The following is a 23,941-nucleotide window of genomic DNA, read 5'->3' on the forward strand; positions in this document are numbered from 1 at the left end:
ATCAGCTGGTCGGCATCAGGACGCTGTCGATCAGGTAGACCGTCGCGTTGGCGGTCTTGACGCCGCCGCAGATGACGTTGGCGTCGTTGACCTTCAGCGCGTTGCCCGAGCCGCTGACGGTGACCTTGCCGGTCTGCACGGTCGTCTGCTCACCGGCGATCTTGCTCGGCGTGATCTGGCCGGGGACGACGTGGTAGGTGAGGATCTTGGTCAGCAGGTCCTTGTCGGTCTTCAGGGTCTCGATGGTGGCCGCCGGGATCTTGGCGAAGGCGTCGTCGACCGGGGCGAACACGGTGAACTGGCCGCCGTTGAGGGTGTCGACCAGGTTGACACCCGGGTTGAGCTTGCCCGACACCGCCGCCACCAGCGTCTTGAGCAGCGGGTTGTTGCTCGCGGCGACCGCGACCGGGTCGACGGCCATGCCCGCGACGGAACCGCCGCCGGAGGGGACGGCCTTGGCGTAGTCGGCGCAGCCGGGGCCGACGAGGTCGGCGGCCGGGTCGGCCATCGCCGAGGTCGTGGTGGTCATCGGAGCGGCCGTGGTGGTGGTCGTGGCGCCAGCGTTGTTCGACGGGCTCTCGTTGCTGCCGCACGCCGCGCCGAGCAGGGCGATGGCGACGACTCCGGCGGAGGCCACGCCCCGGCGAATGATGTGCTTCATAACAAGATCTCCCAAATTCCGTTCTGGGGACCGAACACCGCGTGGGGTTCGGTTCGGCGCGAGTGCTCTGCGCCGCGGACAAACGGGATTCGGGGTGGACGGTCGGCCCGGATTGGCGTGTTACCTGATCGTGACCAACCCGGCGGCGGCGCGCTCGTAGGCGGCCCGGGTGGCACCGAGGTGGTCGAGCCCCAACTGGGTGACGCCCACGATCGGGGCGTCGGTGCTCACCACCAGTTCGGCCAACGGCGCGCGGCGTGCGTACTTCCTCCTGATAGTGGCCAGGAAAGCGGGTGACGCGGCGGTCAGCACACCACCGCCGAGTACCACCTCGACCGCGCGTTCCCGCAGGTCCAACCGGTCCAGCAGGGCGAGCCCCAACGCACAGACCTCGTCCGCCATCCGCGCGACGATCCCAGCGGCCACCTCGTCCGACCCGGCCGCGTCGAACAGCGGACCGACCAGTTGGTCCAAACTGGACACCGCGATCTCGCCACGGTGCAGCCCCAGCGACACGTCGACCACCCGCTCCACCCCGAACCGGGACCGCACCAGCGCCACCAGCGCCGTCGCCGCGCCCCGCCCGTCCTCGGCGCGGACCGCGTGCCACAGCACCTCCTCAGCCAGGTGCATCCCGCCGCCCCAGTCGCCGCTCACCCGGCCGAGCGCGGGGAACCGGGCGACCCGCCCGTCCGGCCCGACGCCGACCGCGTTGACCCCGGCGCCGCACACGACCGCCACGCCCCAGCCGTTGCGCGAGCCCGCCCGCAGCACGGCGAAGGTGTCGTTGCCGACCTCGACCGACCGGCCGTACCCGCGCCACTCCAGTTCGGCGCGCAGCGCGGTCTCGTCCTCGGGCAGGTCGGCACCCGCGAGATACGCGGACACGTGGTCGGCGAACGGCGGCCGCACGTCCCCCATCGCCGCGCGCACCGTCGCCGCGATGACGTCGACCGCGGCCGACACCCCCACCTGGTGCGGGGTGAACCCCGGCCCACGCGCCCGTCCGAGCACGACGCCGTCGGCGGTGACCAGCGCGACGTCGGTCTTGCTGTTGCCGCCGTCGACCGCGAGGACCGTCCTCACGCCCACGCCAGGTACCCGCGATGCGCGTCGATGATCCGGCGGGCCAGACCGGACGCCTTGTCCGCCTGGCCGACCAGCGGGTGCGCGAGCAGCGCCCGGGTCACCAGGTCCTCACCACCCGCTGTCGCCGCGAGCAGCGCCAGATCCTCGTAGGCCGACACGTGAGCGACCAAACCGGCGTACAGCGGGTCGAGCGGGGTGATCGGGAGTGGGATCGCGCCGCCCCGCGACACCGCGGCGGGCACCTCGATCACCGCGTCGTCGGCCAGGAACGGCATGGTCCCGTCGTTGCGGACGTTGACCACGTGCGTCCCGGGCCTGCCGCCCAGCAGCGACGCCAGCAGTGCCACCGCCGCCTCCGAGTAGAACGCGCCGCCGCGCTTGCCGAGCAGGTCCGGCTTGGTGTCCACGGTCGGGTCCGCGTAGATCCGCAGCAGCTCACGCTCCACTTCGGACACCGCGTGCGCCCGGGTCGACCCCAGCAACTGCTCCCGCACCACCGCGTCGTGCTCGTAGAAGTACCGCAGGTAGTACGACGGCACCACGCCGAGCGTGTGCAGCAGCCGCACCGGCAGCTCGACCTGGTGGGCGATGGCCGGGCCGTGTCGGACAAGCAGGTCCGGCAGCACGTCGACCCCGTCGAGATGGACCGCGCGTTCCCAGGTCAGGTGATTGAGGCCGACGTGGTCCAGCGACACCCGCGCCGGGTCGACGCCCAGCAGCGCGGCGAACCGCCGCTGGAAGCCGATCGCCACGTTGCACAGCCCGACCGCGCGGTGCCCCGCGTCGAGCAGTGCCCGCGTCACGATCCCGACCGGGTTGGTGAAGTCGACGATCCACGCGTCCGGCGCCACCACCGCGGCCTGGGCCGCCACCTCCAGCGCCACCGGGACCGTGCGCAGCGCCATGGCCAGCCCGCCGGCGCCCGTGGTCTCCTGGCCGACACATCCGCAGGTCAGCGGCACGGTCTCATCCAGGTGCCGCGCGGCCTGGCCGCCGACCCGCAGCTGGATCAGCACCGCGTCGGCGTCGCGCGCGCCCTCCTCGACCGAGTCCCACGTGGTGAGCCGGATCGGGCTGCCCGCGCGGCGCAGGATGCGGCTGGAGACGCCCGCCACCGGCCCGAGGCGCCGGGCGTCCGGGTCGATGAGGGCGATCTCGGCGAGCGGCAGGCTCTCGCGGGCGAACCCGTCGACCAGCTCCGGGGTGTAGGTCGACCCGCCGCCGACGACGGCCAGTTTCATTTGAGCGCTCCCGCGGTGAGTCCGGCCTGGATCTGGCGTTGGAACACGACGTAGACCACGACCACCGGGATGATCGTCATGCTGAGCGCGGCGAACAGGCCAGGCCAGTCGGCCTGGTAGCCGGCGCTGGTGGAGATGTTCGCGATGCCCTGGGTGATCACCCACTTGTCCTCGACGCTGCCCGACAGCAGCACGATCGGCAGCAGGTACTGGTTCCACTGGCCGATGACGTTGAAGATGGTGATGCTGATCAGCCCTGGCTTCGCCATCGGCACCATGACCTGGAAGAACGTCCGTGTGTCCGACGCGCCGTCCATCAGCGCGGCCTCGGCGACCTCGGTCGGCAGCGTGCGGAAGAACGCGGCGATGAAGAACACGGTGAACGGCAGCGAGTAGGCGATGTAGACGAGGATCAGGCCGGTGTGGGTGTCGAGCAGGCCGACGTTCTTGACCACGAAGAACAGCGGCACCAGCGCGAGGAACACCGGAAACACCATGCCGGAGACGAACATCAGGTAGATCAGCCGGTTGCCGGGGAAGCGGAACCGGGCCAGCACGTAGGCCGCCATCGCGCCGAGGACCATGGTCCCGGCCGTGCCCAGGCCGACCACCAGCACGCTGTTGAGCAGGTACCGCCCGACGTGCGCGGTCTCCCAGGCCCGGCCCCACGAGTCGAACCGGATCGCGCCGGGCAGGGCCAGCGGGTCGCCGAATATCTCCGTGTTGGTCTTGAACGAGGACAGGAACGTCCACAGGATCGGCAGGATGACCGTGATCGACCAGATCACCAGCGCGCCGTGCGAGAGTCCGGAAAGGACAGATCGGTCGCGGCGCATCAGAACTCGACCCGCTCACGCCGGGTGACACGCAGGGCGAGCGCGGCGAAGGTGATGGTGAGGAAGAACAGCGCGACCCCCATGGCCGAGGCGTAGCCGAACTTGGAGAAGCTGAACGCCGTGCGCCAGATCTCCAGCGGCAGCACGGTCGTCGCACCGTCCGGGCCGCCCCGGTCGACCGACAGCACCGCCACGATGGCGAACCCGTCGAACGCGGCGATCCCCAGGTACACCCACGCGACCTGCACGGTGTCCCACAGCAGCGGCAGGGTGACCGAGAAGAACATCCGCACCCGCCCGCAGCCGTCCAGCTCCGCTGCCTCGTGCAATTCCTTCGGGATGGCGGCCATCCCCGCCGAGAACAGCACGACGTAGAAGCCGACGGCCTGCCACACCATCACGCCGATGATCGACCACAGCGCCAGGTTCGGCTCGGTCAGCCAGCCGACCGGGTCCACCCCGACCACGCTCAGCAGTCCATTGAGGACACCGCTGCCGTCCGGCCGGTACACGGCCTGGAACAGCACGCCGACCACCGCCACCGCCAGCACCTGCGGCAGGAACAGCACCACCTTGTAGAACGTCGACCCGCGCACCCCACCCGAGACGTTGAGCAGAAAGGCGAAGAACAGGGCCAGCGTCAAGGTGATCAGCGGCAGCGCGAGCAGCAGGACCAGGTGGTGGCCAACGGCCTTCCAGAACACGTCGTCGCCGAGCAGGCGGGTGAAGTTGTCGAACCCCGCCCAGGTGGGGCTCGCGGACAGGCCGCGCCAGTTGGTCATCGCGATGTAGAACGCCTGCCCGTACGGCCCGATCACGAAGACCAGGTAGAGGGCGATCGGCGCCGCGAGGAACCCGACGATGAACCGCGGCCTGCCGCGTGCCGCGCTCACGAGGTGCGGTTCTGCTTTGGGATGGAGGAATCCGCCTTGGTGGCATCCGCCTTGGCCTGCATCTTCGAGCAGAACTCGTCGGCGGAGATCCGGCCGAACATCAGCGCGTTGGTCTGCGTGCGCAGCTCGGTCTCCAGCTCCTTGTACCAGCCCTCGAAGCTGCTGTAGGTGATGATGTCGTTGCCCGCCGCGGTCTGCAGCGCGGCGACGCTCTTGTTCCCCGGCGACAGCGGCAGCCCGTCGGCCGCGCCGCGCACCACGGTCACGCTGCCCGACTTCTGGGTGAACCCGCGCGCGCCTTCCCGGCTGAGCATGAGCCGCAGGTACTCCAGGCCGCCCGCGTTGTTCTTCCCCTTCGCGGTGACGAGGTAGCCCTCGCCCGCTGCGGCGCGGATGGCGGGGAACGGCAGTTTGTCGCCCGGCAGGCTGGGCGTCGGCGTCACCGCGTAGGCGAAACCCGCGGGGGTCTGCTCCTTCTGCTCGTTCTCCAGCCACGAGCCGGACGGGAAGAACGCGACCTTGCCCTGGTTCTGCTGGGTCTGGACCTCGGTGTGGGTGAGGCCCTCGTAGCTCTTGTCCATGTACTTGGCGCCGATCTCGGCCCACGCCGCCGCGGCCTGCTTCACCGCGGGCTTGGTCCACGCGCCGTCGGCGAGGTTGTCGATGTCGATCAGCACCTGGTTGCCGCCGGACTTCGCCGCCGAGATCAGGATCATCCAGTACTGGTAGTACGGCGCGTTCTTGCCCGGGTAGGCGAACGGGACCAGCCCCGCGGCCTTGATCTTGTCGCACACGGCCTTGAACTCGTCGAACGTCTTCGGCGCGGTCCACCCGTTCTTGGCGAACAGCGCGCTGTCGTACCAGAGGCCGTAGGCGGTGTAGACGTAGTTGAGGACGAACGGCTTCCCGGCGATCAGGCCGGACTCCACCGTGCCCGGCACCAGCGAATCGCGAACCTTGGTCGTGGGGTTGTCGATCGCGGGGGCGTCGAACAGCTGGGTCAGGTCCAGCAGCTGACCCTCGGCCTGGAGGGCGGCGTTGTCCATCAGATCGGTGCCGGAGTTGGCGATCACGTCGGGCACGTCGCCGCCCGCGAACCGCGGCTGCAGCGTCTGCGCGATCTGCTGGGTGGCGACGTGCTTGATCTTCGCCTTCGGGTAGCGCGCCTGGTAGAGCGGCTCGTGCACGGCCGTGGCGTACTCGTCGCCGAGCCCGCCCTTGAAGATCACCACCTCCAGCGGCGCCTCGGCGGCGACACCGAACGGGTTGCCCGGCCCGGCGACACCCGCCGCGCCGGTGGGCGGCGCCTGACCGCCGCCGCTGGTGGCACAGGCGGAAAGGGGGAAAGCGAACAGGGCTGTCGCGCCTAAGCCGTGCAGGAGGCTGCGGCGGGACAGATCGCGGTGACTGGACATGGCTCTCCTGGGGGTGCAGGGAATCAGGGCAGGGTCGCGGAGAACAACTCGGTTTGCGCCTCGCGCATGGCCAACACCAGCGCGCCTTCGAGAACAGCCGGACTGGACACTTCGGACAGACAGACCGGGGTCCGCGCGCGGACGGTGGCGTGCAGCTCGGCCTGGACGAACTCACGCAGCGGCTCCCCACCCGCGTGCATCACCGCCCCGGTCAACACGAACATCGCGGGATCGACGACGGCCACCACGGAAGCCAGCCCGACCGCGACCCGGGCCGCGACCTCCCGCAGCGCGGCGTCAGCCCGCTCGGCCCGGTCCGCGGGCACCCCCGTCCCCAGCGCGTCGGCCGCCGCGCGGACCGCCTCGGCCGGGGTGACGGCCCGGAAGCCGTGGTCACGCAGGATGCGGTGCACCGCGGGCCCGCCCGCCAGCGCCTGCAGGCCGTGGTTGGCGTTGCGGCCGACCTCGCGGGCCGTCGGCGCCCCCGGCACCGGCAGGTAGCCCACCTCACCGGCGCCGCCGGTAGCGCCGCGGTGCAGCCGTCCGCCGATCACCAGCGCCATGCCGATGCCGTCGGCCACCCACAGCAGCGCGAAGCTGTCGGCCTTCCCCGCGACGCCCGCCGCGATCTCGGCCTGCGCGGCGAGGTTGACGTCGTTCTCCACGTCGACCCGGACGCCGAGCCCGGCGCTCAGGCTCCCGACGAGGTCGGGGACGCGCCAGCCCGGCAGGTGCGCGGCGAACCCGAGCATCCCCGTCGCCGGGTCGACCGCGCCGGGCACCCCGATCACCACCCGGTTCAGCGCCGACCGCGCGATCCCGGCGGGCGCGCAGGCCCCGTCCACCGCCGCCCGCACCCGCGCCACGACGTCGCCGCCCGCGCGCCCGGGCGTGGGCAGCCGGAACTCGCCGATGACCCGACCGGTGAACTCCGCGACCCGCACGTCGATCCTGGCAGGCGTCACGTCCACCGCGGCGACGTGCGCGGCTCCCCCGTTGACGCCGTAGTACTCGGCGGTGCGGCCCGGCCTGCCCTGCCGCACCCCTTCCAGCACGACCAGCCCGGCTTCTTGCAGCCTGCCGAGCAGCGAGGACGCGGTCGGCTTGGACATCCCGGTGCGCCGCGCCAGCTCGGTCCTGGTCAGCGACCCATGGGCGAGCAGGACTTCCAGCGCGGTGCGGTCGTTGATCGCCCGCAGCATGCTGGGGGTGCCCGGCGTCGCTTCGCTCATGTCCCGTTCTCTGAGTTAGGAAACTTTCCTAACTCGGCAACCTAGGAGGGCACCCCCGTGTCGTCAATCGGCCGCTCGGCGTAGCCTCCGCGGATGAGCAGCCGCTTCCAGGAACTCGACTGGCGCCAGACCCCGCTTGGCGAACTCGTGCTGCGCAAGCGGTGGGACAAGACCTTCGACAAGGAGGTCCACGAGATCAAACTCGATGACGACTTCCTCATGTCGAGCCTGTTCACCGTCGCCGAGGAGGAAGTCGCCCGCCGCGCGCTCGCGGAGGTGACGGGGACGAACCTGGACGTGGCGGTCGGCGGCCTTGGGCTCGGCTTCACCGCGCTGACCGTGCTGGACAACCCGGCCGTGGGCTCGCTGACGGTCATCGACGCGCTCGGCGAGGTGATCGAGTGGCACCAGCGGGGCCTCATCCCGGCAGGCGCGGTCCTGACGGCCGATCCACGGTGCGAACTCGTCCACGGCGACTTATTCGCGCTGGCCCGCTCCGCCGACGGGCTCGACCCGACCAGGCCGGACAGGCGGTTCGACGCGATCATCGTCGACATCGACCACTCGCCGCGACACCTGCTGCACCCCAGCCACGGCGACTTCTACGCACCCGCGGGCACTCAGCGCCTCGCCGGGCTGCTGCGGCCGGGCGGGGTGTTCGGCCTGTGGTCCAACGACCCGCCGGACGACGAGTACGCCGCCGCGCTCGCGCTCGGCTTCGCGCGCGTCAAGGCCGAGATCGTCCGCTTCCCCAACCCGTTCCAAGATCACGACGCGACCGCGACAGTGTACTTGGCGACCACGGAACAGGTTTGACTTCGATCTCGAACGGGCACGTTGGGTACATGACGGAAACGGCGTCGGCAGGGGTGTTGGCCAGCAGATATCGGCTGGACGACCTCATCGGCGCCGGGGGGATGGCCGAGGTCTACCGCGCGTGCGACAAGCGCCTGGGCCGGGCGGTGGCCATCAAAATCCTGCGCGACACCGCGGACGAGACCGACCGCCGCTTCCACAACGAGGTCGAGGCGCTGGCCTGCCTAGTCCACCCCGGCTTGGTGCGCGTCTATGACGCGGGCACCGACGGGGCGCATTCGTTCATGGTGCTCCAACTCGTCGAGGGCAGCACGCTGCGCGACCGGATCCTCGACGGACCGCTCCCGATCGGTGAGGTGCGCGCACTCGGCGCCTGTCTTGCCGACACCCTGGCCTACGTCCACGCCAACGGGGTCGTGCACCGCGACATCAAGCCGTCGAACATCCTGCTCGACGCCGACCACGCCCCGTACCTGACCGACTTCGGCTTGGCCCACGTCCCCAGCGCGACCCGGATCACCAACACCGGAGAGCTCGTGGGGACCGCGGCGTATCTGGCCCCGGAACAGGTCCGCGGCGAGGAGATCGACTTCCCGGTCGACATCTACGCGCTCGGGCTGGTGCTGCTGGAGTGCCTGACCGGGCAGCGCGAGTACGAGGGCAACCAGGTCGAGTCGGCCGTGGCCCGGCTGCACCGCCCGCCGGTGATCCCGGACGATCTCCCCGCCGACCTCGCGCGGCTGCTGGCGCTGATGACCGACCTCGTCCCGTACCGCAGGCCGTCGGCGGAGGAATGCGCCCGCGCGCTCCGCGGCGGCGGCACCACGACACTTCGCCTCCCGACCCAGCAGATCACCCGCCGCAGGCGGCTCGGCCTGGGCGCGGCCATGGTGAGCGCGCTCGCGGTGTTCACCATCGCGTTCTCGGCCCAGCCGACACCCACGTCAGCGCCCCCGGTCGAACCGACGACCGCGCCAACGACCACCCTTGCGCCGCCGCCCACGACCGCGACGATCGCGGACGAACAGGCCGCGACCACGGCGGTGCCTGCCCCGGTCCAGCCCGCCCAGAAGCAGCCCGACCAGGACAGATCCGATGAAGGCAAGGCCGACGAGTCCAAGGGCAAGTCGGGCAAAGGCAAGAGCAAGCCCTAAGGCTTCGTCCGATGTATGACGTCTTCCAGGGTGGAGTCCGCGTGGCAATGCATCCGGTCGTGGTCGTGATGGGCGTCTCGGGCTCGGGCAAGAGCACCGTGGCCGCCCTGGTCGCCCAGCGTCTCGGAGTGCCGTTCGCCGAGGCCGACGAGCTGCACCCGTCCACGAACATCGCCAAGATGACCGCGGGCGTCCCGCTCACCGACGAGGACAGGCTGCCTTGGCTGGCCGCCATCGCTGGCTGGATCGGCGAACACGCGCGCGCGGGCGGCGGTGTGGTGACCTGCTCGGCCCTCAAACGCTCCTACCGCGACCTGCTGCGCGAAGCCGCCCCCGGACACGTCTGGTTCCTGCACCCACACGGCGACCGCGCGCTCCTGGCCGACCGCATGACCCGGCGCACCGGCCACTTCATGCCGCTGAGCCTCCTCGACTCGCAGCTGGCCGACCTGGAGCCGCTCGGCCCCGACGAGCCCGGCGCCCAGGTCGACTTCCGACTCACCCCCGACGAGATCGCCGACGTCGCGGTCCGCGCCTGCCAGCCTCAGACCTCGCTCGACTGACCGCCGACGATCGTGTCCAGCACCCGGATCGCGGAGATCCGCGGGGCGGTTCGCGGGTCGTCGTCCAGTACGACGAAGTCGGCCAGCTTGCCGGGCGTGACACTGCCGAGGTCGTGTTCCAGCCCGCACGCGAACGCGCCGCCGAGGGTGTAGGCGGCGATGGCCTGCTCGACCGTCAGCTCCTCCCCCGGCCCGATCCGCAGCCCGCCGGACGACTGCCGCTCGACCATGAACTCGATCGCGCGCAGCGGAGCGCCGTCGGCGACCGGGCGGTCTGAGCTGCCCGCGATCGGGATGCCGTGGTCGAGGAACGAGCGGCCGCGGTACATCCACGGCGCCCGGCGCTCGCCCATGATCTTGGCGTAGTCGTCGCCGTAGGCCCACAGGAAAGTCGGCTGCACGACGGGAATCACGCCGAGGTCGGCGATCCGTTGGAGCTGGTCCGGGCGGACGAGTCCACAGTGCTCGATCCGGTGGCGGGCGTCCGGACGCGGGTCGAGCGCCTGCGCCTCGGCGATCGTGTCAAGGGCGAAGTCGACGGCGCGGTCGCCGATGGCGTGCACCGCCAACTGCCAGCCCGCGGCGTGGCCGTCGAGGATCGCCAGGCGTTCGTCCAGCAGTTCGCCGGTGTTGTCGGTGCCCTCGTACGGTTCGGTGAGCGCGGCGGTGCGGGCCATCATCCCGCCGTCGGTCCAGATCTTGAGCGCGCCGATGGACAGGCGGTCGCCGCCGAAGCCGGTGCGCAGGCCGAGGTCGATCGCGCGGGCGACGCCATCGTCCACATGGGCGTCGACCCGGTGCAGGACGTTGGCGGACACCATGAGCTGGACCCGGATCGGCAGGTTCGCCCGCTGGTAGGCGGCGACCTCCAGCGGGCTGCTCGCCAGCAGGCCCGCACCGACCCCGGCCTCCGCGCACAGGGTGATGCCCTCACTCAGGGCCTGCCGAGCGGCGTGGTGCAGGTCGCCCGCGATCTCGTCGACCGAGTACGGCAGGACCAGTGCGTGGGCCGCGGCGCTGTCGGTCTCGGTCAGCCAGCCGTCGCTGACAACACTCGGCAGCCTGCGCAGCACCAGCGAGTTCACCAAGCACGCGTGCCCGGACAGGTCCTGCACGTAGATGGGCCGCTCGGCGCTGACCGTGTCGAGGTCGGCCGCGGTGAGCGGACGGTCGAGCGCGCGCCGGTCGTAGCCGCTGCCCTCGATCCAGCCGTCGCCCGGCGCGGCGCGCAAGGCGTCGAGCACCTGCTCGGCCCGCACGCACCCGGACACGTCGATCGTTCGCCTGGCCCGACCCGCCCAGGCCAGGTGGGTGTGCGCGTCGATGAATCCCGGGAGCACGGTGGCGCCGCCGAGGTCCACGGTCCGCACGGCGGGAAGGTCGGCTACGTCGTCGAGCCCCACGATCCGTCCGCGCCACACGCCGATGGCGCCTGCCTCGGGCACGCGCGGGTCCATCGTGATGACACGGCCGCCGACCAGTTTCAGGTCGAGGATCACGCCTCGACCTCGATGGTCGCGCGCGGCGGTGCGCTCGTCCCCGGCGGGCACGGCGTCGTCGTGCACTTGGCCCGCACCGGATCGGCGGTGTAGAGGGTGACCTTGCCCGGGCCGACCGCCTGGAAGATGAGCTTGCCGCGCGACTCGTCCGCCTCGGCCGGCACGAGCACCGCCGGGTCCGGGTGCTGCCCCACCTCGCGGGTGCGCTGGACGACGATCACGTCGCCGACCTTCACCTTGACGCTCGTGGTCGACGAGTACAGCTCCGTCGACTTCCCTTGCGGCAGTGGGTATCCGCTCACCTTCGGGCTCTCCGTCGTGGTCGTCGGCTCCGACACGCTCGTCACCGACTCGGGCACGCCTGGCTTCACCGTCACCCCGCACCCCGCGAGCGCGAGGCAGGCGAGGGCGATCAGGCCGGTCCGAGTACGACCCACGGCCGCTTTCCTTCCTCGGTCAGCACCGCGGAGATCAGCACGTCCTGCTCCCCCACGCGCACCGGCACACCCTTGACCGCGTACACCGTCGTCGCGCGTTCCTCGTCGCCGTGCCAGTAGCGCAGCTCGACGGTGTCGCCGTCGATGGCGGCCACCGCGTAGTTGACGCCGTCGGGGTCGGTCGCGACGCCGCCGAGCGGGACCAGCAGGCCCTGCGGGTTCAACTCGTCCATTACTTCCCCACCGTCATGTACGTCGTGTGTTCGCGCAAGTCGTTGAGCGGCATGGCGATGTGCTCACTGCCCCACGGGTTGCGCAGGTGCGCGGTCGGCGGGTTGGTGCTCCAGTCGACGCGCTCCAGCGAGTACACGTGGTTGTTGACCAGGTTGGTGCCGTTCGGGTCCTTGTAGGCGTCCTCGCCGAGGATGGTCACGGTCACCGGCTTGCCGTCGCGCTCGAACTGGCGCAGCTGGTCGTCGGTGACGTTCGGGCTGTCGACCTTCTCCGGCCGCTCGCCGGTGATGCGGGCCATGTCCTCTTCGGGGAAACCGCCGTTGAGGCCCGGGTAGCCGCGGTTCTCGTTCTGCCCGTGGCCGCTCTCGATCGACGGCTGCTGCGACAGCTCGGCGTTGGTCTGCGCGAGCGCCTTCTCGTACAGCTGCACCCAGTTGGCCTGGTTGCCGTCGTAGGTGGACTGCCAGCCCGCGCCGTTGCGCTGCACCGGGGTGTCGGGGGTGACCACGACCGGGACCGGTGTGCCGTCGTTGCGGTACAGCGTCACGGTGTAGGTGCCGTTGGGGTTGAGCTGGATGTTGTCGGCCAGCTGCTGCCTGCCCTCGGGGGTGCTGGCCAGGGAGTACAGGGTGGCCTGCAGGTGGCAGTCGCCGAGACCCCGCTGCTGCACGTCGTTCGGGTCGATCGTGTCGGGGGTGACCGGCTTGCCCGCGTCGGGCAGCGGCTGCCAGCTCAGGTTGTTGCCGTCCGGGCTGAGGTCGTCGCCGAGCCCGGGGACGTCGTTGTACGGGTTCGGATGCCAGTAGTCCTCGGGGAGCTGGTCGGCCAGCCCGTTGAGGGTGTCGAGGTCGACCTTGCCCGCCAGCTTGTTGTAGAGCTCGCGCTGCGCGGCGGTGTCCTCGGGACCGCCGCCGAACGGCATCCAGTCGGTGGCGAGCGCGTTGTGCAGCGCGTCGGTGTCGAGGTGGTCGAGCAGGTAGTCGAGTTCCTCGGCGGTGAGGTCGTCGGCGGCCTGCAGGAGCAGCAGCCTGCGCGCGTAGTCGTTGTCCGCCTGGTTGATCTTGTCGGCGTAGTCGCGGGCGCGGGTCGTGTCGCCGGACTTGTCGAGGGTTTGGTTGACCTCGCCCGACAGCGCCTCCACCGCCGCCCGCTCGGCCGGGTCGCTGATCTTCGACGCGTCCGGCCCGCGCGGCGGACGCAGCGCCAGCAGGGTCTCCTCCTGCGCCTTGACCAGGTCGGTCAGCAGGTTGAGGGCTTCGTCCTTCTGGCCGCGGACCCGGGCGAGCGACTGGGTGGCCTGGCCGCGCATGACCGCGACCTGGGTCAGCTCGACGAAGTCGAGGTCGTCGTTGTTCGGGCCGTTCATCTGGTCGACCGCCGCCTGGAACCGGTTCAGCTCCTCGGCGGTCTCGGTGGCCGGGTTGCGCAGCGCGTCCAGCGTCCCGGTCGCCCCGACCGTCGCGTGTTGACTGTCCTCAGCGACCGCCATCGTCTTCAGCACGACAGTGCGCAGCTCACTGAGGTAAGCGCGATACGCCTCGGCGGCCTCGCCCTCCCAGGCGACCCGGTCGAGCTTCTCGATGACGTGGGTGATGCCTTCGGCGGTGGCCGCCATCGCGGCGAAGCCCCCGGCGGCCTGGTGCCCGCCCTCGGGCTCGGCCACCAGCACGAGATCCCAGGTCCACGGACCACTCATGAGATCTTCCTCGTGCTCAAGTTCTCGGTGTTGACCTTCTCGGTCTCGGCCTGCAGGTCGGCGGAGCGGATCAGCGCGTCGATCACGTCGTTGGTCAGCGCCGACAGCGCGGCCAGGGCTTCCTGCAACCGCTCAGCCATCGTGTTGAGCGACGGGGTGGCTCCTTCGTGGCGCAGCAGCGCGGTCCCGGCCTTGACCTGACCCTCACCGCGCGTGGCGGGCGGCACCGCCGCCAACTCACCGCGCGCCTCACCCGCCAGGCGGCGAACCGCGGCGATGTCCATCTTGGTGACCAACTGCCTACCCCCAACGCTGAGCCTGTTTCCGCTTCCGACGCACCTCGGCGCGATCTCGTTCCGCGTCCCGTGCCGTCTCGGCGAGCAACGTACTAGTGCTGTGTCCATGAACGTTGTCGGGCTATCGGCGGATAGCCCGACAACGTTCACGGACACAGCACTAGGTCTACAGGCGGCGGGCCGCGCGCCACTGGCGGGAGTAGCGGCCGCCGTCGTCGAGCAGGGAGGTTCCGCCCAGGTCGCCGAGCGTAGGGCCGTTGGCCATCGCGCGGCTGGACAGGAAGCGGTGGTGGCCGTCGCTGTCGGTGCCAAGGTAGATCCCGGTGTGGTCGAGCTGGTCCTGGGCGCCCTCGGTGTCGAAGAACAGCAGGTCACCGGGCTGGAGCGCGGTGTACTCCGTCGCCGTGGCCTGCCGGTTGGGCACAAGCTCGACGCCGTGGCCCGCAAGCGCGAACGCCCGCCGCGGCAGCCCTGGCCCCGGCGCGTTGTCGGCGCGCAGCGGGTAGCCGAGCCGGTAGCCGTAGACGAGCCGGACGAACCCCGAGCAGTCGACAGCGCCGAAGTGCGCGTGGTCAGGGCGCCGGGTCTTGTCCGAGAACTTCCATGGCACGCCGAGGTAGTCGTAGAAGTCCGATTCCTCGGCCCTGCCCTCCCCCGGCACCTCCGGCCCGAACTGCGCGTCACCCCGGAACCGAACCCCGGCCTTGTCGGACTCCGCGGGCGCCCCGTCGACGTACTGCATGCCCACTTCCAGCGCGTCCGGCTCGGACGACCGGGCCGCGGTGAACCAGGCACCGAACCAGTCCGCCCGCTCGGCCCCCGCCTGCCACTCGTGCGGGGCGAGCCGGACCCACGCGGTGGTGGTCACCGTGGCCGCCGTGGTCCGCGGTTCGGCGAACGTGCGTGACTCGCCGGTGAGGACGACGGTCCGCGCGCCGTCGGTGAACGTGGCGATGATCGACCCGCGGGCGTCGCGGGCGATCGTCCGCGCCGGGTTCGCCACCCGCTCGAACACCGGCCCACCGGGCACGGGACGCGCGGGCTGCGCGGTCGGCGGATCCGTGCGGCCCCGCGTCACGTCACGGGCGAACGCGACCACGCCGATCAGCGCGAGCACGCCCATCAGCGACAGCACGACTTTGGCGGGCACCCCGGTGACCGTCATATCGTCGGCACCAGTCCGATGAGGACACCGCTGGCGAGCACGCCGTAGCTGGCGAAGCTCACCGCGCTGGTGGCCATGACCGTGGCCATCGGCGGCTGCCGCACGAGCTGGTAGGCGATCAGGCCGGGCACGACGAACCCGAGCGTCTGATGGGCGAACAGCAGCGGATAGTCGTTCTGCAGCAGGATGAACCCGCCGGTCTGGAACAGCACACCGGTCAACACGACCGCCGCGAACAGGCGCTTGCCGTAGAGGATGACCACCCGCTGCAACACCTTCGTGGCACCGAACGTCAGCCCGGTCATCAGCACGACGATGGCCGCCTTGCGATAGTCCTCGACCAGCGTCAGCGCGAGCCAGCCCGGCGTGATCATGCCGCCCGGCGACAGGTTCGTGGTCAGGTAGCAGACCAGCGAGAACAGCAGCCCGATCGCCAGCCCGAGCGTGGCGATCTCCGGGGCGAGACCCGCGCCGGTCACCGTCCCGCCCCGATGGCGTCGAACTCGGCGAGCAGCAGTTCGCCCTGGCCGTGGATGTTGCCGATCGCGACGACGGAGATCTCGCCGTCGACGCCGTCGGTGATCCCGGCCAGCAGGTCGGCGGGCGGCCGCGCGCCGCCGAGGTCGAGCACACGGTCCTGCCAAGGCTGCGGGATCGCCGCACGCGCGCTGCGGACCGGGTCGCCTATCAGCACGACGCGTTCGGGGTCGATGTCGGCGATCAGCGCACCCATCTGGCCGTTGCGCTCGACCCGGTCGGGTCTGCAGTTGATCACCACGTGCAGTGGGCGCTCGATGGCGCCCTGGTCGAGCAGGCGCTCGATGTTCATCAGGGTCGACTCCGGGTCGTTCGCGGCGAACACGTTGGCCACGCGCAGCCGCGCGGGACCGTGCTTGTAGGTCTGGACGACGAGGACACCGGGGTCGGGCGGCGCGGCCCACATCCCGGCGAGCGCCGAGTCGCGGTTGACGCCGAGCAGTCCCGCCACGGCCAGCGCGATCGCCACGTTCTCCTTGAACGTGATCCACCCGAACCCGGCCATCTCCGCGTCGGACACGGCCTCCGGGTCGACCACGACGAGCTGGCAGTCCCGGCGTTTGGCCTCGGCCTGCAGGATCGGCAGCCGCTCCCGCTCGGCGGTCACGCAGATCCCGCCGACGGGCATCGACCGGCTCAGCGACCGCGCCACATCGTCCAGCGTCGGACCCATCTCCGCGAGATGGTCCTCGCGGACGTTGCAGAGCACGCCGATGGTCGAGCGGATCAGCGTGGTCTGGTTGATCTCCTGCAGGTCGGGCATCACCGCCATGCACTCGATCACCAGCACGTCCGGTCGGTAGGCCGCGGCCCGCCGCACCACGCCGATCTGCTCGACGACGTTGGCGATGCCGAACTTGCGGTAGACCGGTTCCTCGGTGGCGTCCGGGTGGATGAACCGGGCCGCGGTCCCCGTCGTCTTCGCGACGGTCACCAGCCCGCCGCCGCGCAGGGCGCCCGCGCACAGCCGGGTGATCGAACTCTTGCCGCGGATGCCGTTGACCAGCACCCGCTGCGGGATGCCGAGCAGGCGCGCGGTGTGGTTGCGGCGCTCCATGATCCCGGCGACGAGCATCGCCAGCAGGCTCCCGGCGAACACCACGTACAGGTAGGTCACCGGACACCCCCGGCCGACGCGGGAACCCGGGCGATCAGCTCGGTCACGTCGGTGGCCGAGCCAGCCGACCGGCGCACCCCGCCGAGCCGGTCGCGGCCGTCGGCCATGGCCTGGCGGCACACCTCCAGGCAGCACGCGAGGGTGCCGATCTCGTCGTGGTGGCGGGGGAAGATCACGTCACCGGCACCAGCGCGCACCCGGTCGGCGGCCTCGGCGACGGCGCGCAGCGGTCTGATGTGGACGAAGTAGTGCCAGCCCAGCAGAAGCAGCCCGAGGATCAACGTGACGAGCGCGGCCATGAGCGCGCCCCTGCGCACCTCGTTGCCAGGCAGGGCCAGTTCGTCCACCGGCTGCTCGGACAGCACCTGCCAGCCCAGCGCGCCGACCGCGCCGCCACGCAGCGAGCCCGCCGCGACCACCGCGTCCGGGTGGACCGCCACGATCGTTCCGCCCGCCCGGGCGGCGTCGAGGCCCGAGCGTGCCGCCCCCTCGGCGACGCGCTCGAAGGCGACGAAGCCGCCATTGGCCGCGATCGTGCGCGACTGCGCGTCGACCAGCCGGACCCGCCCCGGGCCGCGGGACAGCAGCGCGCCGAGGTAGTCGAGGTCGAACTCGCCGACCAGCGTGCGACCGTCGGCGAGGGCAGCGGCGGCGTAGAGCACCGGCACCCGCCCCGCGTCGTGCGCGCCGATCCCGGGCTGTTCGGGGCGGCCCGCGCCGCGCAGGGCGGGCCTGCCCGCGTGGGCGGAGATCGCGCCGTCGCGCTCGACCACGTAGACGCTGCGGTAGCGCTGCCGGTCGGCCAGCCCGTCGACGACTTTCCGCAGGTCGACCGAAGACGCGTCGGCCAACCTGCCGACGGTGCTCAGGTCGGCGAGGCCGTCGCCGAGGCCGCGGCGCAGCGCGAAGGCGACCTGGGTGGTCTGCCCGCGCGCGCCGTCGGCCACCGACTGCGGGACCGGCACCTGGTGCCGCACGACCACGACGACGACACTCGCCGCCCAGCCGATGACGAGCACCGCGCACGTGACGACCACCAGCCGCGGGGACTTCCACCAGGCACCGCGCATGACCCGGCGGGACTCGCGCGGCGGGCCGCCGAGTGCCGTGCGCGCGTGCTCCACCGCCAGCGCGATCCGCCGCGGCTCGGCGCCACCCGGCACCCGCACCGGACGGGTCAGCGTGCCACCCGCCACGGCCAGGGCGTCGGTCCGCAACCTGCGCACCGGGTTGACCAAACCGAGGCGCAGCAGGACGAACACCAGCACCGCGAGCAGCACGAGCGACCCCGTCACGGCGAGCCGGAGCAGCCCCGTAGGCAACGCGGCGACCGGGATGGCCGCGACCGCCAGCACCCCGAAGTGAGCCGCGCCCGCCGTGGCGGGCGCGTAGGCGACGACAGTCTGCGGGGTGTCCGTTCCGTGTGCCGCGCCCCGGACGCTGCCGGTCTCCCCCCGGGCGGCGGCCGCACTGGCCTCGGCGACGAGGGTGGCCCGCTCGGTGTCGGCGGGGTCGAGCGGCGCGCCCGCCGTGTCGATCCGGCGACCCGCGTCGTCGACCAGCAACAGCGTGCCGCCCGCCCCCTGACGCGGGAGCCGGACCAGGGAAACCGCTACGAGCACACGGTTGCCCGGGAGGGGCGCCGCCGCCACGAGCCGAGGTCCGGCGGGCCCCTCGACCACCGGCACGACCGTGGCGTCGGCGAGCCCGTCAGGGACCGCCTCGACTGGCACGGGCTCGCCGCGCACGCCGAGCAGCGCCCGGGTGTTCGCGTCGAGCACGGCGGCACCGCGCCAGGTGCGGTTGCGCAGCAGCGCGTCGAGGAGGACGTCCGGCTGGGCTGGGGCGACCGCGGCGAGCGTGCGCAGGTCGGTGGCGCGCTGCCCGGCGGCGGCGCTGATGGCCGTGCCCGCGTTGCGCGCCGACTGTTCGTGGGAGCGCACCGCGGCCTCGGGGGCGCCGGTGTCGCGGCCGGTGCCGAGCAGGAGGTAGGCGACGGCGGCGAGCAACAGCAGTCCGACGGTCACGACCGTGGTGGGAGCGGCGACACCGGCCGGAAACCGGCCCTCCACCATCTGGTCGGATAACTCGCGGCCCCGGTTCACTCCATTCCGAACACTTCTTCCGGACACGCCCACCTTTCGGCCCCCTCAATTGTCTGGAATTCCCGGGCGGACAGTACAAGTCGAGTTGATCACCCCCGATCGTGGGTATCCGATCGGGTGAAACGAAATGGCAGCGGTGGACATATATACATGTCAGAGCCATACGTGAAGCCCCTTCAGTCGTCCCCTAACATTCCCAGTTTTGATCCCCTAATACCTTCGGAGGGTCTGACTAGGGACTCCCTAATACTTTCGGGGGGTTGAATCGGGCGGATCGGCGATGCTTTACCGTCGCGGCATGACTCGACGTCGGGTACTGGCATTCGTGCTCGTCGCGTTCGTGCTGGCCGGGGCGGTGCTGCTCCTGCTCGACCGGCGCGACGAGCCCGGCGTGCCGGTCGCGGGCCTCGATCCGCTCGTCACCGAGTACGCCGCGGGCCTGCGCGCCGACGCCCCGTACCGGCCGCCGACGAACCGCGAGACCGACGCGCTGTGGGCGGCGCTGCGCTCCACCGACCACAGTGGACTCGCGGACCTCGGCTACACCTCTGGCAAGGGCACAGACGCGGCAACCGGCCGCGACTACACGCTGTTCGTCAACCGCCCGGGCGGTGACCGAGGCTGGGGGCTCTACCTGGTCGACGCGTCGCGGCCGACCAGGCTCGTCATCGAAGTGCCGCACCCGAACTTCGACCTGCGCACCGAGCAGATCGGCCTGAACCTGTTCCGCCGCGTCCCCGGATCGGTCCTGGCCATCGCGGGCACCCACCGCGGCGCGGCCAACGGCGCGGGCGACGTAGCGCACCGCACGGACTCGATGTTCCACGGCATCACCGCGAAGTACGCCGAACTCGGCCTGCCGCAGGTGCAGCTGCACGGCTTCGACGACGACAGCCTGCCCGACAGCGACATCGTCGTCTCCCCCGGCGCCGCCGACCCGCGCGCCCCGGTCCGCCGCGTCGCCGACGACCTCGACGAAACGTCACTGCGCGTGTGCCGCGCCTGGAAGGAGGACTGCGGCAGGCTCGCGGGCCGCAACAACGTCCAGGGCAACACGGCGGCCGAACTGTCCACTGTGTTCGTCCACGTCGAGATCAGCCGCGACACCCGCGACAGCGAATCCGGCCGCGACAAGGTGGCCGCCGCGCTCGCCGAGGCAGACCCCGCCACGCCATGACGTATCCGTTGGGGTCCTCCGACCTCTTGTCTGGGTGAGGGGCCCGGCCGACACTGCCGGTACATGCTCGGCTACTCGGAGGTCCGGCCATGCTCACCGTTCTCGCCTCGCTCGCATCCGCGACTTGCTCCTGGGTGGACGACACCCGCGACGTCGTCTGGTTCGCCTCGGCCGACGGCGGGATCGGCTCCGTGCCGCTGGCGGGCGGCGCGGCGACCACCCACCAGGTCGTGGCGTCCCCGGTGACCGGGATGGGCGGCAACGGCGCCACCATCGTGCTCGCCCACGAGAACGGCGGCCTGTCGAGGCTGGACCCCGACGACCCGACCGCGGCGCCGACGTCGGTGAGCCGGGACCGCGCGCGCTACGGGCAGGTCGCGGTGTCCGGCGCGGTCAAGCCGACGGCGGCGATCGTCACCGGATCGACCAAGCGCCAGCCCTTCCCGCTGCGGCCGCGGACCGCGCTCACGCTGGTCAGCCTCGCCCTGGGCACCTCCCGCACGGTCGCGGTCGACGGGCTCGCGGGCGTCGCGATCGACGGCAACTCCGTCTACGTGGGACGGACCACCGGCTTCCCCGCGCGCGGCGAGATCGCGCAGTTGAGGGGCACCCTCACCAAGACCGTGGCGACCGGGCTGCCCGCGGTGCGCCGGATCGGCCTGCACGACGGCGGCGCGGTGCTGCTCGCCTGTCACCCGGGCAACCGCCTCTCGGCGATCCGGCCCGCGACCGGCCAGGTCGACACCGCGCTGACCAGCCCGATCCCCGGCACCCTGATCGAGGCGCACGGCGTGGCCGACGGCCGGATCGCGGTCCTCACCTCGGCGGCGATCGCCCTCATCGACTCGCTGGCCGACCTCACCCGCGACCCGAGCATCGACCCGCTGACCGCGCCGCTGTTCGTCGGCTCGTGGGCGCGGCTCGGCTTCGACCTGGGCACCAGCGGGATCGGCGTGGACGACATCCACTTCGACGTGCCAGACGGTCCCGACGCCGGTTTCGTGTCCTACGCCCGCTTCGACGGCGTCGGCGACCCGGTGCCGCTGCTGGTCGCGGGCGGGCTGACCGGCCCGCACAAGGTCGTCATGGTCGAGACCGCCACGAACACCGTGCTGGCCCATACCGAGTTCGAGATCACCGACCACTGGACCGACCAGGACAACGGCCCGTCCGGCGTCTACACCACCACCAGTTCGTTCGAGGGCGGCGGCGGCTGGGGCGGCGGGCCGAACACCCCGCAGAACCTCGACGTCTTCCCGCACAACGGCACGTGGCGGTCCATGGTCCTGATGGTCGACACCACGTCCGGCCGCTGGCCGACGGACGCGCCGACGATGACGCAGAACCAGGCCGACATCCTCGGCCACGTCGACACCGGCATCGCCTTCAACGGCGACACCCGCTCGGCCCGGCTGTACTACGAGGAGAACTCACAGTTCAACGGGACCACCGGGCTGACGCTGAGCGTGAGCAACAACCAGACGTTCGGGCCGGTCAACCTGCCCGGCTCGTGGACGGACTACTTCGCGCAGAAGAAGGACGCGGACGGCAACATCATCAGCGAGAAGTGGTCGTCGCAGGGCACGGCCCTGCAGACGATCATCAGCCGCTCCATCAGCGACGGCGTCTGCACGACCGCCGACTACACCAACATCGACGTGCTGATCGTCGTGGTGTTCTCCCCCGACGCGACCGGCGGCCCGCCCGCGCGGTTCGTCTGGCCGCACGCCAACGACGCGCGCGAGTTCCTGTGCGGCACCAACGCGATGACCGACAAGCGCAGCTTCGGCTACACGTTCGTCCCGCTCGACTTCGCCGCGCACGACGGCCGCCAGATGCACACGACCCTGTCGCACGAGCTGGGCCACACGCTGAGCCTGCCCGACCTTTACGACTTCCCCGAGTACTCCGACGAGATCAGCGGCCGCCTGACCAGCGACTGGGACATGATGGCGGGCTCGCGCGACGCGCTGCCCCACTACACGCTGTCGAACAAGATGCGCATGGGCTGGATCAAGGCCGCGCACTTGAAGCTCTACAACTTCCAGGGCTCCAGCGCGGTCGCCGAGAACACCACGCTGCACGCCTGCGAGCTCGGCGACCCGCCCGCGGGCCGGTTCAAGGGCATCGAGATCCGCCTCGGCAACGGCTGGAACTACTACGTCGAGTACCGGGCCGAGCAGTCCGCGCAGATCTCCGACGACGTGCCGACCGACCGCAGGGTGGTCATCACCGACGTCACCTCCGAGACGTTCACCGCACCCGTCGCGCGGCCGCCGATCATCTTCGTGGACACCGACATCGACGGCGACGGGCCGATCCTCGACACCGGAACCGACCTGGAGGAGAAGGACCCCGGCACGCAGATGGACCTCAAGGTGGAGGTCGTGTCGACGGCGTCGGACAACGCGGTCGTGAAGGTCTCGTATGGAGCGAACGGCAAGCCGGAGCCCGGCATCCGCCCGTGGTCCGGCGGACCCGACTGGCAGAGCCCGGACATCGAGATCCGCAACGACAAGGCCACCGCCGACCCCGGCAAGTACTTCAACGTGCCGTGGCTCGGCCACGACAACACGGTCGTGGCGAAGGTGAAGAACTCCGGCGACCTGCTCGCCAAGGGCGTCGTGGTCGACTTCTTCGTCACCGAGTACTCCAGCGGCGACGGGCCGTGGTTCCCGCTGGGCAACGACACCAAGGACGTCGGGCCGGGCGCGACGGTCGAGTTCACCACCGGGTGGAACCCCGCGGTGGACGCGCACTACTGCGTGATCGTGCGCATCCGGCTCTACCAGGACCCGGGGAACCTGGCCGTGGTCGACCAGAACATCTACAACAACGAGGCCCGGTCGAACTACACGAAGTTCGTCTCCGCGTCGGCGTCGCCGTCCTCGCGGGTGGGCACGACTGTTTTGCTGGCCAACCCGTTCAGTGAGTCCACTTTGGTCTTCGCCGACGTCAAGAAGACCCACCCGGACCACCACGTCTATGTCGACCACCAGTGGCGGCGCGTCGACGGCAAGGGCAGCGCGCCGATCCAGGTGTGGGACGAGGCGCTGTGGGGCAGCCGGGTGTGGGACAAGCTCGGCAAGCGCGACCCGAAGCTGCTGTGGGAGATCCCGAACCGGCTCAGCGTCGCGGGCCAGGCCGAACGCCCCTTCGAGGCCGACTGCGGCGCGCGCACGCTGACCGGCGGGGTCGGCCTGCGGGTCGACGCGGGCCGGGAGTCCCGGATCGAGCTGCGAGCGGCGAAGGTCAACTACGTGGCCGGGCGGGTGGTGCGGGCCGAAAGCGGCCTGCCGGTGACCAGCGGCGGGACGGTGCTCATCGAAGTGTCGGCCGGGCCGGGCAAGTACTTCACCCTGACCGACGACGTGGCCGCCGACGGCACCTTCGCCCGCGAGTTCCACAACGAGTACGGCGGCGCCACGGTCTCGGTCGAGGTGCACTACCTGGGCGCCTACTCGGCCGCGCCGTGCACCACCGGGCCGGTCGCCATCTGAGGGTGCAGGATTGCTGCCATGACCGTTCCCGGCGAGGCGGAGTGGTTGGCAGGCGACGTCGACGTGGCGCTCGCCGCGGTGGAGGCGGCGTTCCACGCCCATGACGCGGCGGGCCGGACCAGGCAGGCCGCGATGGCCGCCCTGGACATGGCGCCAGGTCGTGCTCATTGCCTGGTCGCTGCCCAGGCCACCCGCCCCGATCGACCGCGCCGCCATCCGCCGCACCGACGTGACCGCGTCCGCGAAGTCGGCCGCCCCGTGTCGGCGGACAGGTCCGC

General features: G+C 71.3%; 22 protein-coding genes. 5 read left to right on the forward strand and 17 right to left on the reverse strand.

Going from position 1 to position 23,941, the window contains the following annotated elements; all coding sequences use genetic code 11:
- Nucleotide 1 precedes the first annotated feature (1 nt).
- From ACSHT8_RS07475 to ACSHT8_RS07505, 7 genes are all read right to left on the reverse strand, one after another.
- Nucleotides 2-661 (reverse strand): fasciclin domain-containing protein, encoded by a 660-nt coding sequence (locus ACSHT8_RS07475; protein ID WP_436499029.1) that lies wholly within the window; start codon nucleotides 659-661, stop codon nucleotides 2-4.
- 120 nt (nucleotides 662-781) lie between these two features.
- A complete protein-coding gene (locus ACSHT8_RS07480; RefSeq protein ID WP_436499031.1) occupies nucleotides 782-1,753 on the reverse strand; it encodes an N-acetylglucosamine kinase in 972 nt (323 codons plus the stop codon).
- Entirely contained in the window at nucleotides 1,744-2,991 is a 1,248-nt protein-coding gene (locus ACSHT8_RS07485) for a 6-phospho-beta-glucosidase (protein ID WP_436499033.1), read from the reverse strand. Before ACSHT8_RS07485 ends, ACSHT8_RS07480 begins: the two co-directional genes overlap by 10 nt.
- The gene (locus ACSHT8_RS07490; RefSeq protein WP_436499035.1) at nucleotides 2,988-3,827 is read right to left on the reverse strand and encodes a carbohydrate ABC transporter permease; all 840 of its coding nucleotides are present in this window, start codon (nucleotides 3,825-3,827) and stop codon (nucleotides 2,988-2,990) included. The genes ACSHT8_RS07485 and ACSHT8_RS07490 overlap by 4 nt, the downstream gene beginning before the upstream one ends.
- Nucleotides 3,827-4,720, reverse strand: a complete 894-nt coding sequence (locus ACSHT8_RS07495) for a carbohydrate ABC transporter permease (RefSeq protein WP_436499037.1) — start codon at nucleotides 4,718-4,720, stop codon at nucleotides 3,827-3,829. Before ACSHT8_RS07495 ends, ACSHT8_RS07490 begins: the two co-directional genes overlap by 1 nt.
- On the reverse strand, nucleotides 4,717-6,135 hold the full coding sequence (gene ngcE / locus ACSHT8_RS07500; protein ID WP_436499039.1) for an N-acetylglucosamine/diacetylchitobiose ABC transporter substrate-binding protein: 1,419 nt from the start codon (nucleotides 6,133-6,135) through the stop codon (nucleotides 4,717-4,719). The genes ACSHT8_RS07495 and ngcE overlap by 4 nt, the downstream gene beginning before the upstream one ends.
- A gap of 23 nt (nucleotides 6,136-6,158) precedes the next feature.
- On the reverse strand, nucleotides 6,159-7,367 hold the full coding sequence (locus ACSHT8_RS07505; RefSeq protein WP_436499040.1) for an ROK family transcriptional regulator: 1,209 nt from the start codon (nucleotides 7,365-7,367) through the stop codon (nucleotides 6,159-6,161).
- A gap of 93 nt (nucleotides 7,368-7,460) precedes the next feature.
- Here ACSHT8_RS07505 and ACSHT8_RS07510 point away from each other — a divergent pair, with 93 nt between their 5' ends.
- The 3 genes from ACSHT8_RS07510 to ACSHT8_RS07520 are packed head-to-tail and all read left to right on the forward strand — an operon-like array spanning nucleotide 7,461 to nucleotide 9,900.
- Nucleotides 7,461-8,183 (forward strand): spermidine synthase, encoded by a 723-nt coding sequence (locus ACSHT8_RS07510; protein ID WP_436499042.1) that lies wholly within the window; start codon nucleotides 7,461-7,463, stop codon nucleotides 8,181-8,183.
- Between the two features lie 29 nt (nucleotides 8,184-8,212).
- The gene (locus ACSHT8_RS07515) at nucleotides 8,213-9,337 is read left to right on the forward strand and encodes a serine/threonine-protein kinase (protein ID WP_436499044.1); all 1,125 of its coding nucleotides are present in this window, start codon (nucleotides 8,213-8,215) and stop codon (nucleotides 9,335-9,337) included.
- A gap of 47 nt (nucleotides 9,338-9,384) precedes the next feature.
- On the forward strand, nucleotides 9,385-9,900 hold the full coding sequence (locus ACSHT8_RS07520) for a gluconokinase (RefSeq protein WP_436502008.1): 516 nt from the start codon (nucleotides 9,385-9,387) through the stop codon (nucleotides 9,898-9,900).
- Here ACSHT8_RS07520 and ACSHT8_RS07525 read toward each other — a convergent pair.
- From ACSHT8_RS07525 to ACSHT8_RS07565, 9 genes are all read right to left on the reverse strand, one after another.
- Nucleotides 9,882-11,399 (reverse strand): amidohydrolase, encoded by a 1,518-nt coding sequence (locus ACSHT8_RS07525; RefSeq protein WP_436499046.1) that lies wholly within the window; start codon nucleotides 11,397-11,399, stop codon nucleotides 9,882-9,884. The two genes, ACSHT8_RS07520 and ACSHT8_RS07525, sit on opposite strands and share 19 nt — an antisense overlap.
- On the reverse strand, nucleotides 11,396-11,836 hold the full coding sequence (locus tag ACSHT8_RS07530; protein WP_436499048.1) for a hypothetical protein: 441 nt from the start codon (nucleotides 11,834-11,836) through the stop codon (nucleotides 11,396-11,398). Before ACSHT8_RS07530 ends, ACSHT8_RS07525 begins: the two co-directional genes overlap by 4 nt.
- Nucleotides 11,812-12,069: a hypothetical protein gene (locus ACSHT8_RS07535; protein ID WP_436499050.1), complete on the reverse strand. Its 258-nt coding sequence runs from the start codon at nucleotides 12,067-12,069 to the stop codon at nucleotides 11,812-11,814. Before ACSHT8_RS07535 ends, ACSHT8_RS07530 begins: the two co-directional genes overlap by 25 nt.
- Nucleotides 12,069-13,766, reverse strand: a complete 1,698-nt coding sequence (locus tag ACSHT8_RS07540; RefSeq protein ID WP_436499052.1) for a C2 family cysteine protease — start codon at nucleotides 13,764-13,766, stop codon at nucleotides 12,069-12,071. Before ACSHT8_RS07540 ends, ACSHT8_RS07535 begins: the two co-directional genes overlap by 1 nt.
- Nucleotides 13,763-14,062 (reverse strand): hypothetical protein, encoded by a 300-nt coding sequence (locus ACSHT8_RS07545; RefSeq protein ID WP_436499053.1) that lies wholly within the window; start codon nucleotides 14,060-14,062, stop codon nucleotides 13,763-13,765. The genes ACSHT8_RS07540 and ACSHT8_RS07545 overlap by 4 nt, the downstream gene beginning before the upstream one ends.
- Nucleotides 14,063-14,228: 166 nt before the next feature.
- Complete coding sequence (locus tag ACSHT8_RS07550; RefSeq protein WP_436499055.1) at nucleotides 14,229-15,227, reverse strand: NlpC/P60 family protein; 999 nt, start codon at nucleotides 15,225-15,227, stop codon at nucleotides 14,229-14,231.
- Nucleotides 15,224-15,706, reverse strand: coding sequence for a poly-gamma-glutamate biosynthesis protein PgsC/CapC (locus tag ACSHT8_RS07555; RefSeq protein WP_436499057.1), 483 nt, complete (start codon nucleotides 15,704-15,706; stop codon nucleotides 15,224-15,226). Before ACSHT8_RS07555 ends, ACSHT8_RS07550 begins: the two co-directional genes overlap by 4 nt.
- Nucleotides 15,703-16,881 carry a poly-gamma-glutamate synthase PgsB gene (pgsB, locus tag ACSHT8_RS07560; RefSeq protein ID WP_436499058.1) on the reverse strand — a complete coding sequence of 393 codons (1,179 nt, stop codon included), beginning with the start codon at nucleotides 16,879-16,881 and terminating at the stop codon, nucleotides 15,703-15,705. Before pgsB ends, ACSHT8_RS07555 begins: the two co-directional genes overlap by 4 nt.
- On the reverse strand, nucleotides 16,878-18,908 hold the full coding sequence (locus tag ACSHT8_RS07565; RefSeq protein ID WP_436499060.1) for a cache domain-containing protein: 2,031 nt from the start codon (nucleotides 18,906-18,908) through the stop codon (nucleotides 16,878-16,880). The genes pgsB and ACSHT8_RS07565 overlap by 4 nt, the downstream gene beginning before the upstream one ends.
- 376 nt (nucleotides 18,909-19,284) lie before the next feature.
- Between ACSHT8_RS07565 and ACSHT8_RS07570 the strand changes: the two genes are divergently transcribed.
- On the forward strand, nucleotides 19,285-20,163 hold the full coding sequence (locus ACSHT8_RS07570; protein ID WP_436499061.1) for a hypothetical protein: 879 nt from the start codon (nucleotides 19,285-19,287) through the stop codon (nucleotides 20,161-20,163).
- 89 nt (nucleotides 20,164-20,252) lie between these two features.
- A complete protein-coding gene (locus ACSHT8_RS07575) occupies nucleotides 20,253-23,663 on the forward strand; it encodes a hypothetical protein (protein ID WP_436499063.1) in 3,411 nt (1,136 codons plus the stop codon).
- On the opposite strand, the gene ACSHT8_RS07580 is transcribed toward ACSHT8_RS07575, so the two are convergent.
- Nucleotides 23,621-23,812, reverse strand: a complete 192-nt coding sequence (locus ACSHT8_RS07580; RefSeq protein ID WP_436499065.1) for a hypothetical protein — start codon at nucleotides 23,810-23,812, stop codon at nucleotides 23,621-23,623. The two genes, ACSHT8_RS07575 and ACSHT8_RS07580, sit on opposite strands and share 43 nt — an antisense overlap.
- Between the last annotated feature and the right edge of the window lie 129 nt (nucleotides 23,813-23,941).

This window comes from Actinokineospora sp. HUAS TT18, assembly GCF_051364635.1.
Taxonomy (GTDB): domain Bacteria; phylum Actinomycetota; class Actinomycetes; order Mycobacteriales; family Pseudonocardiaceae; genus Actinokineospora.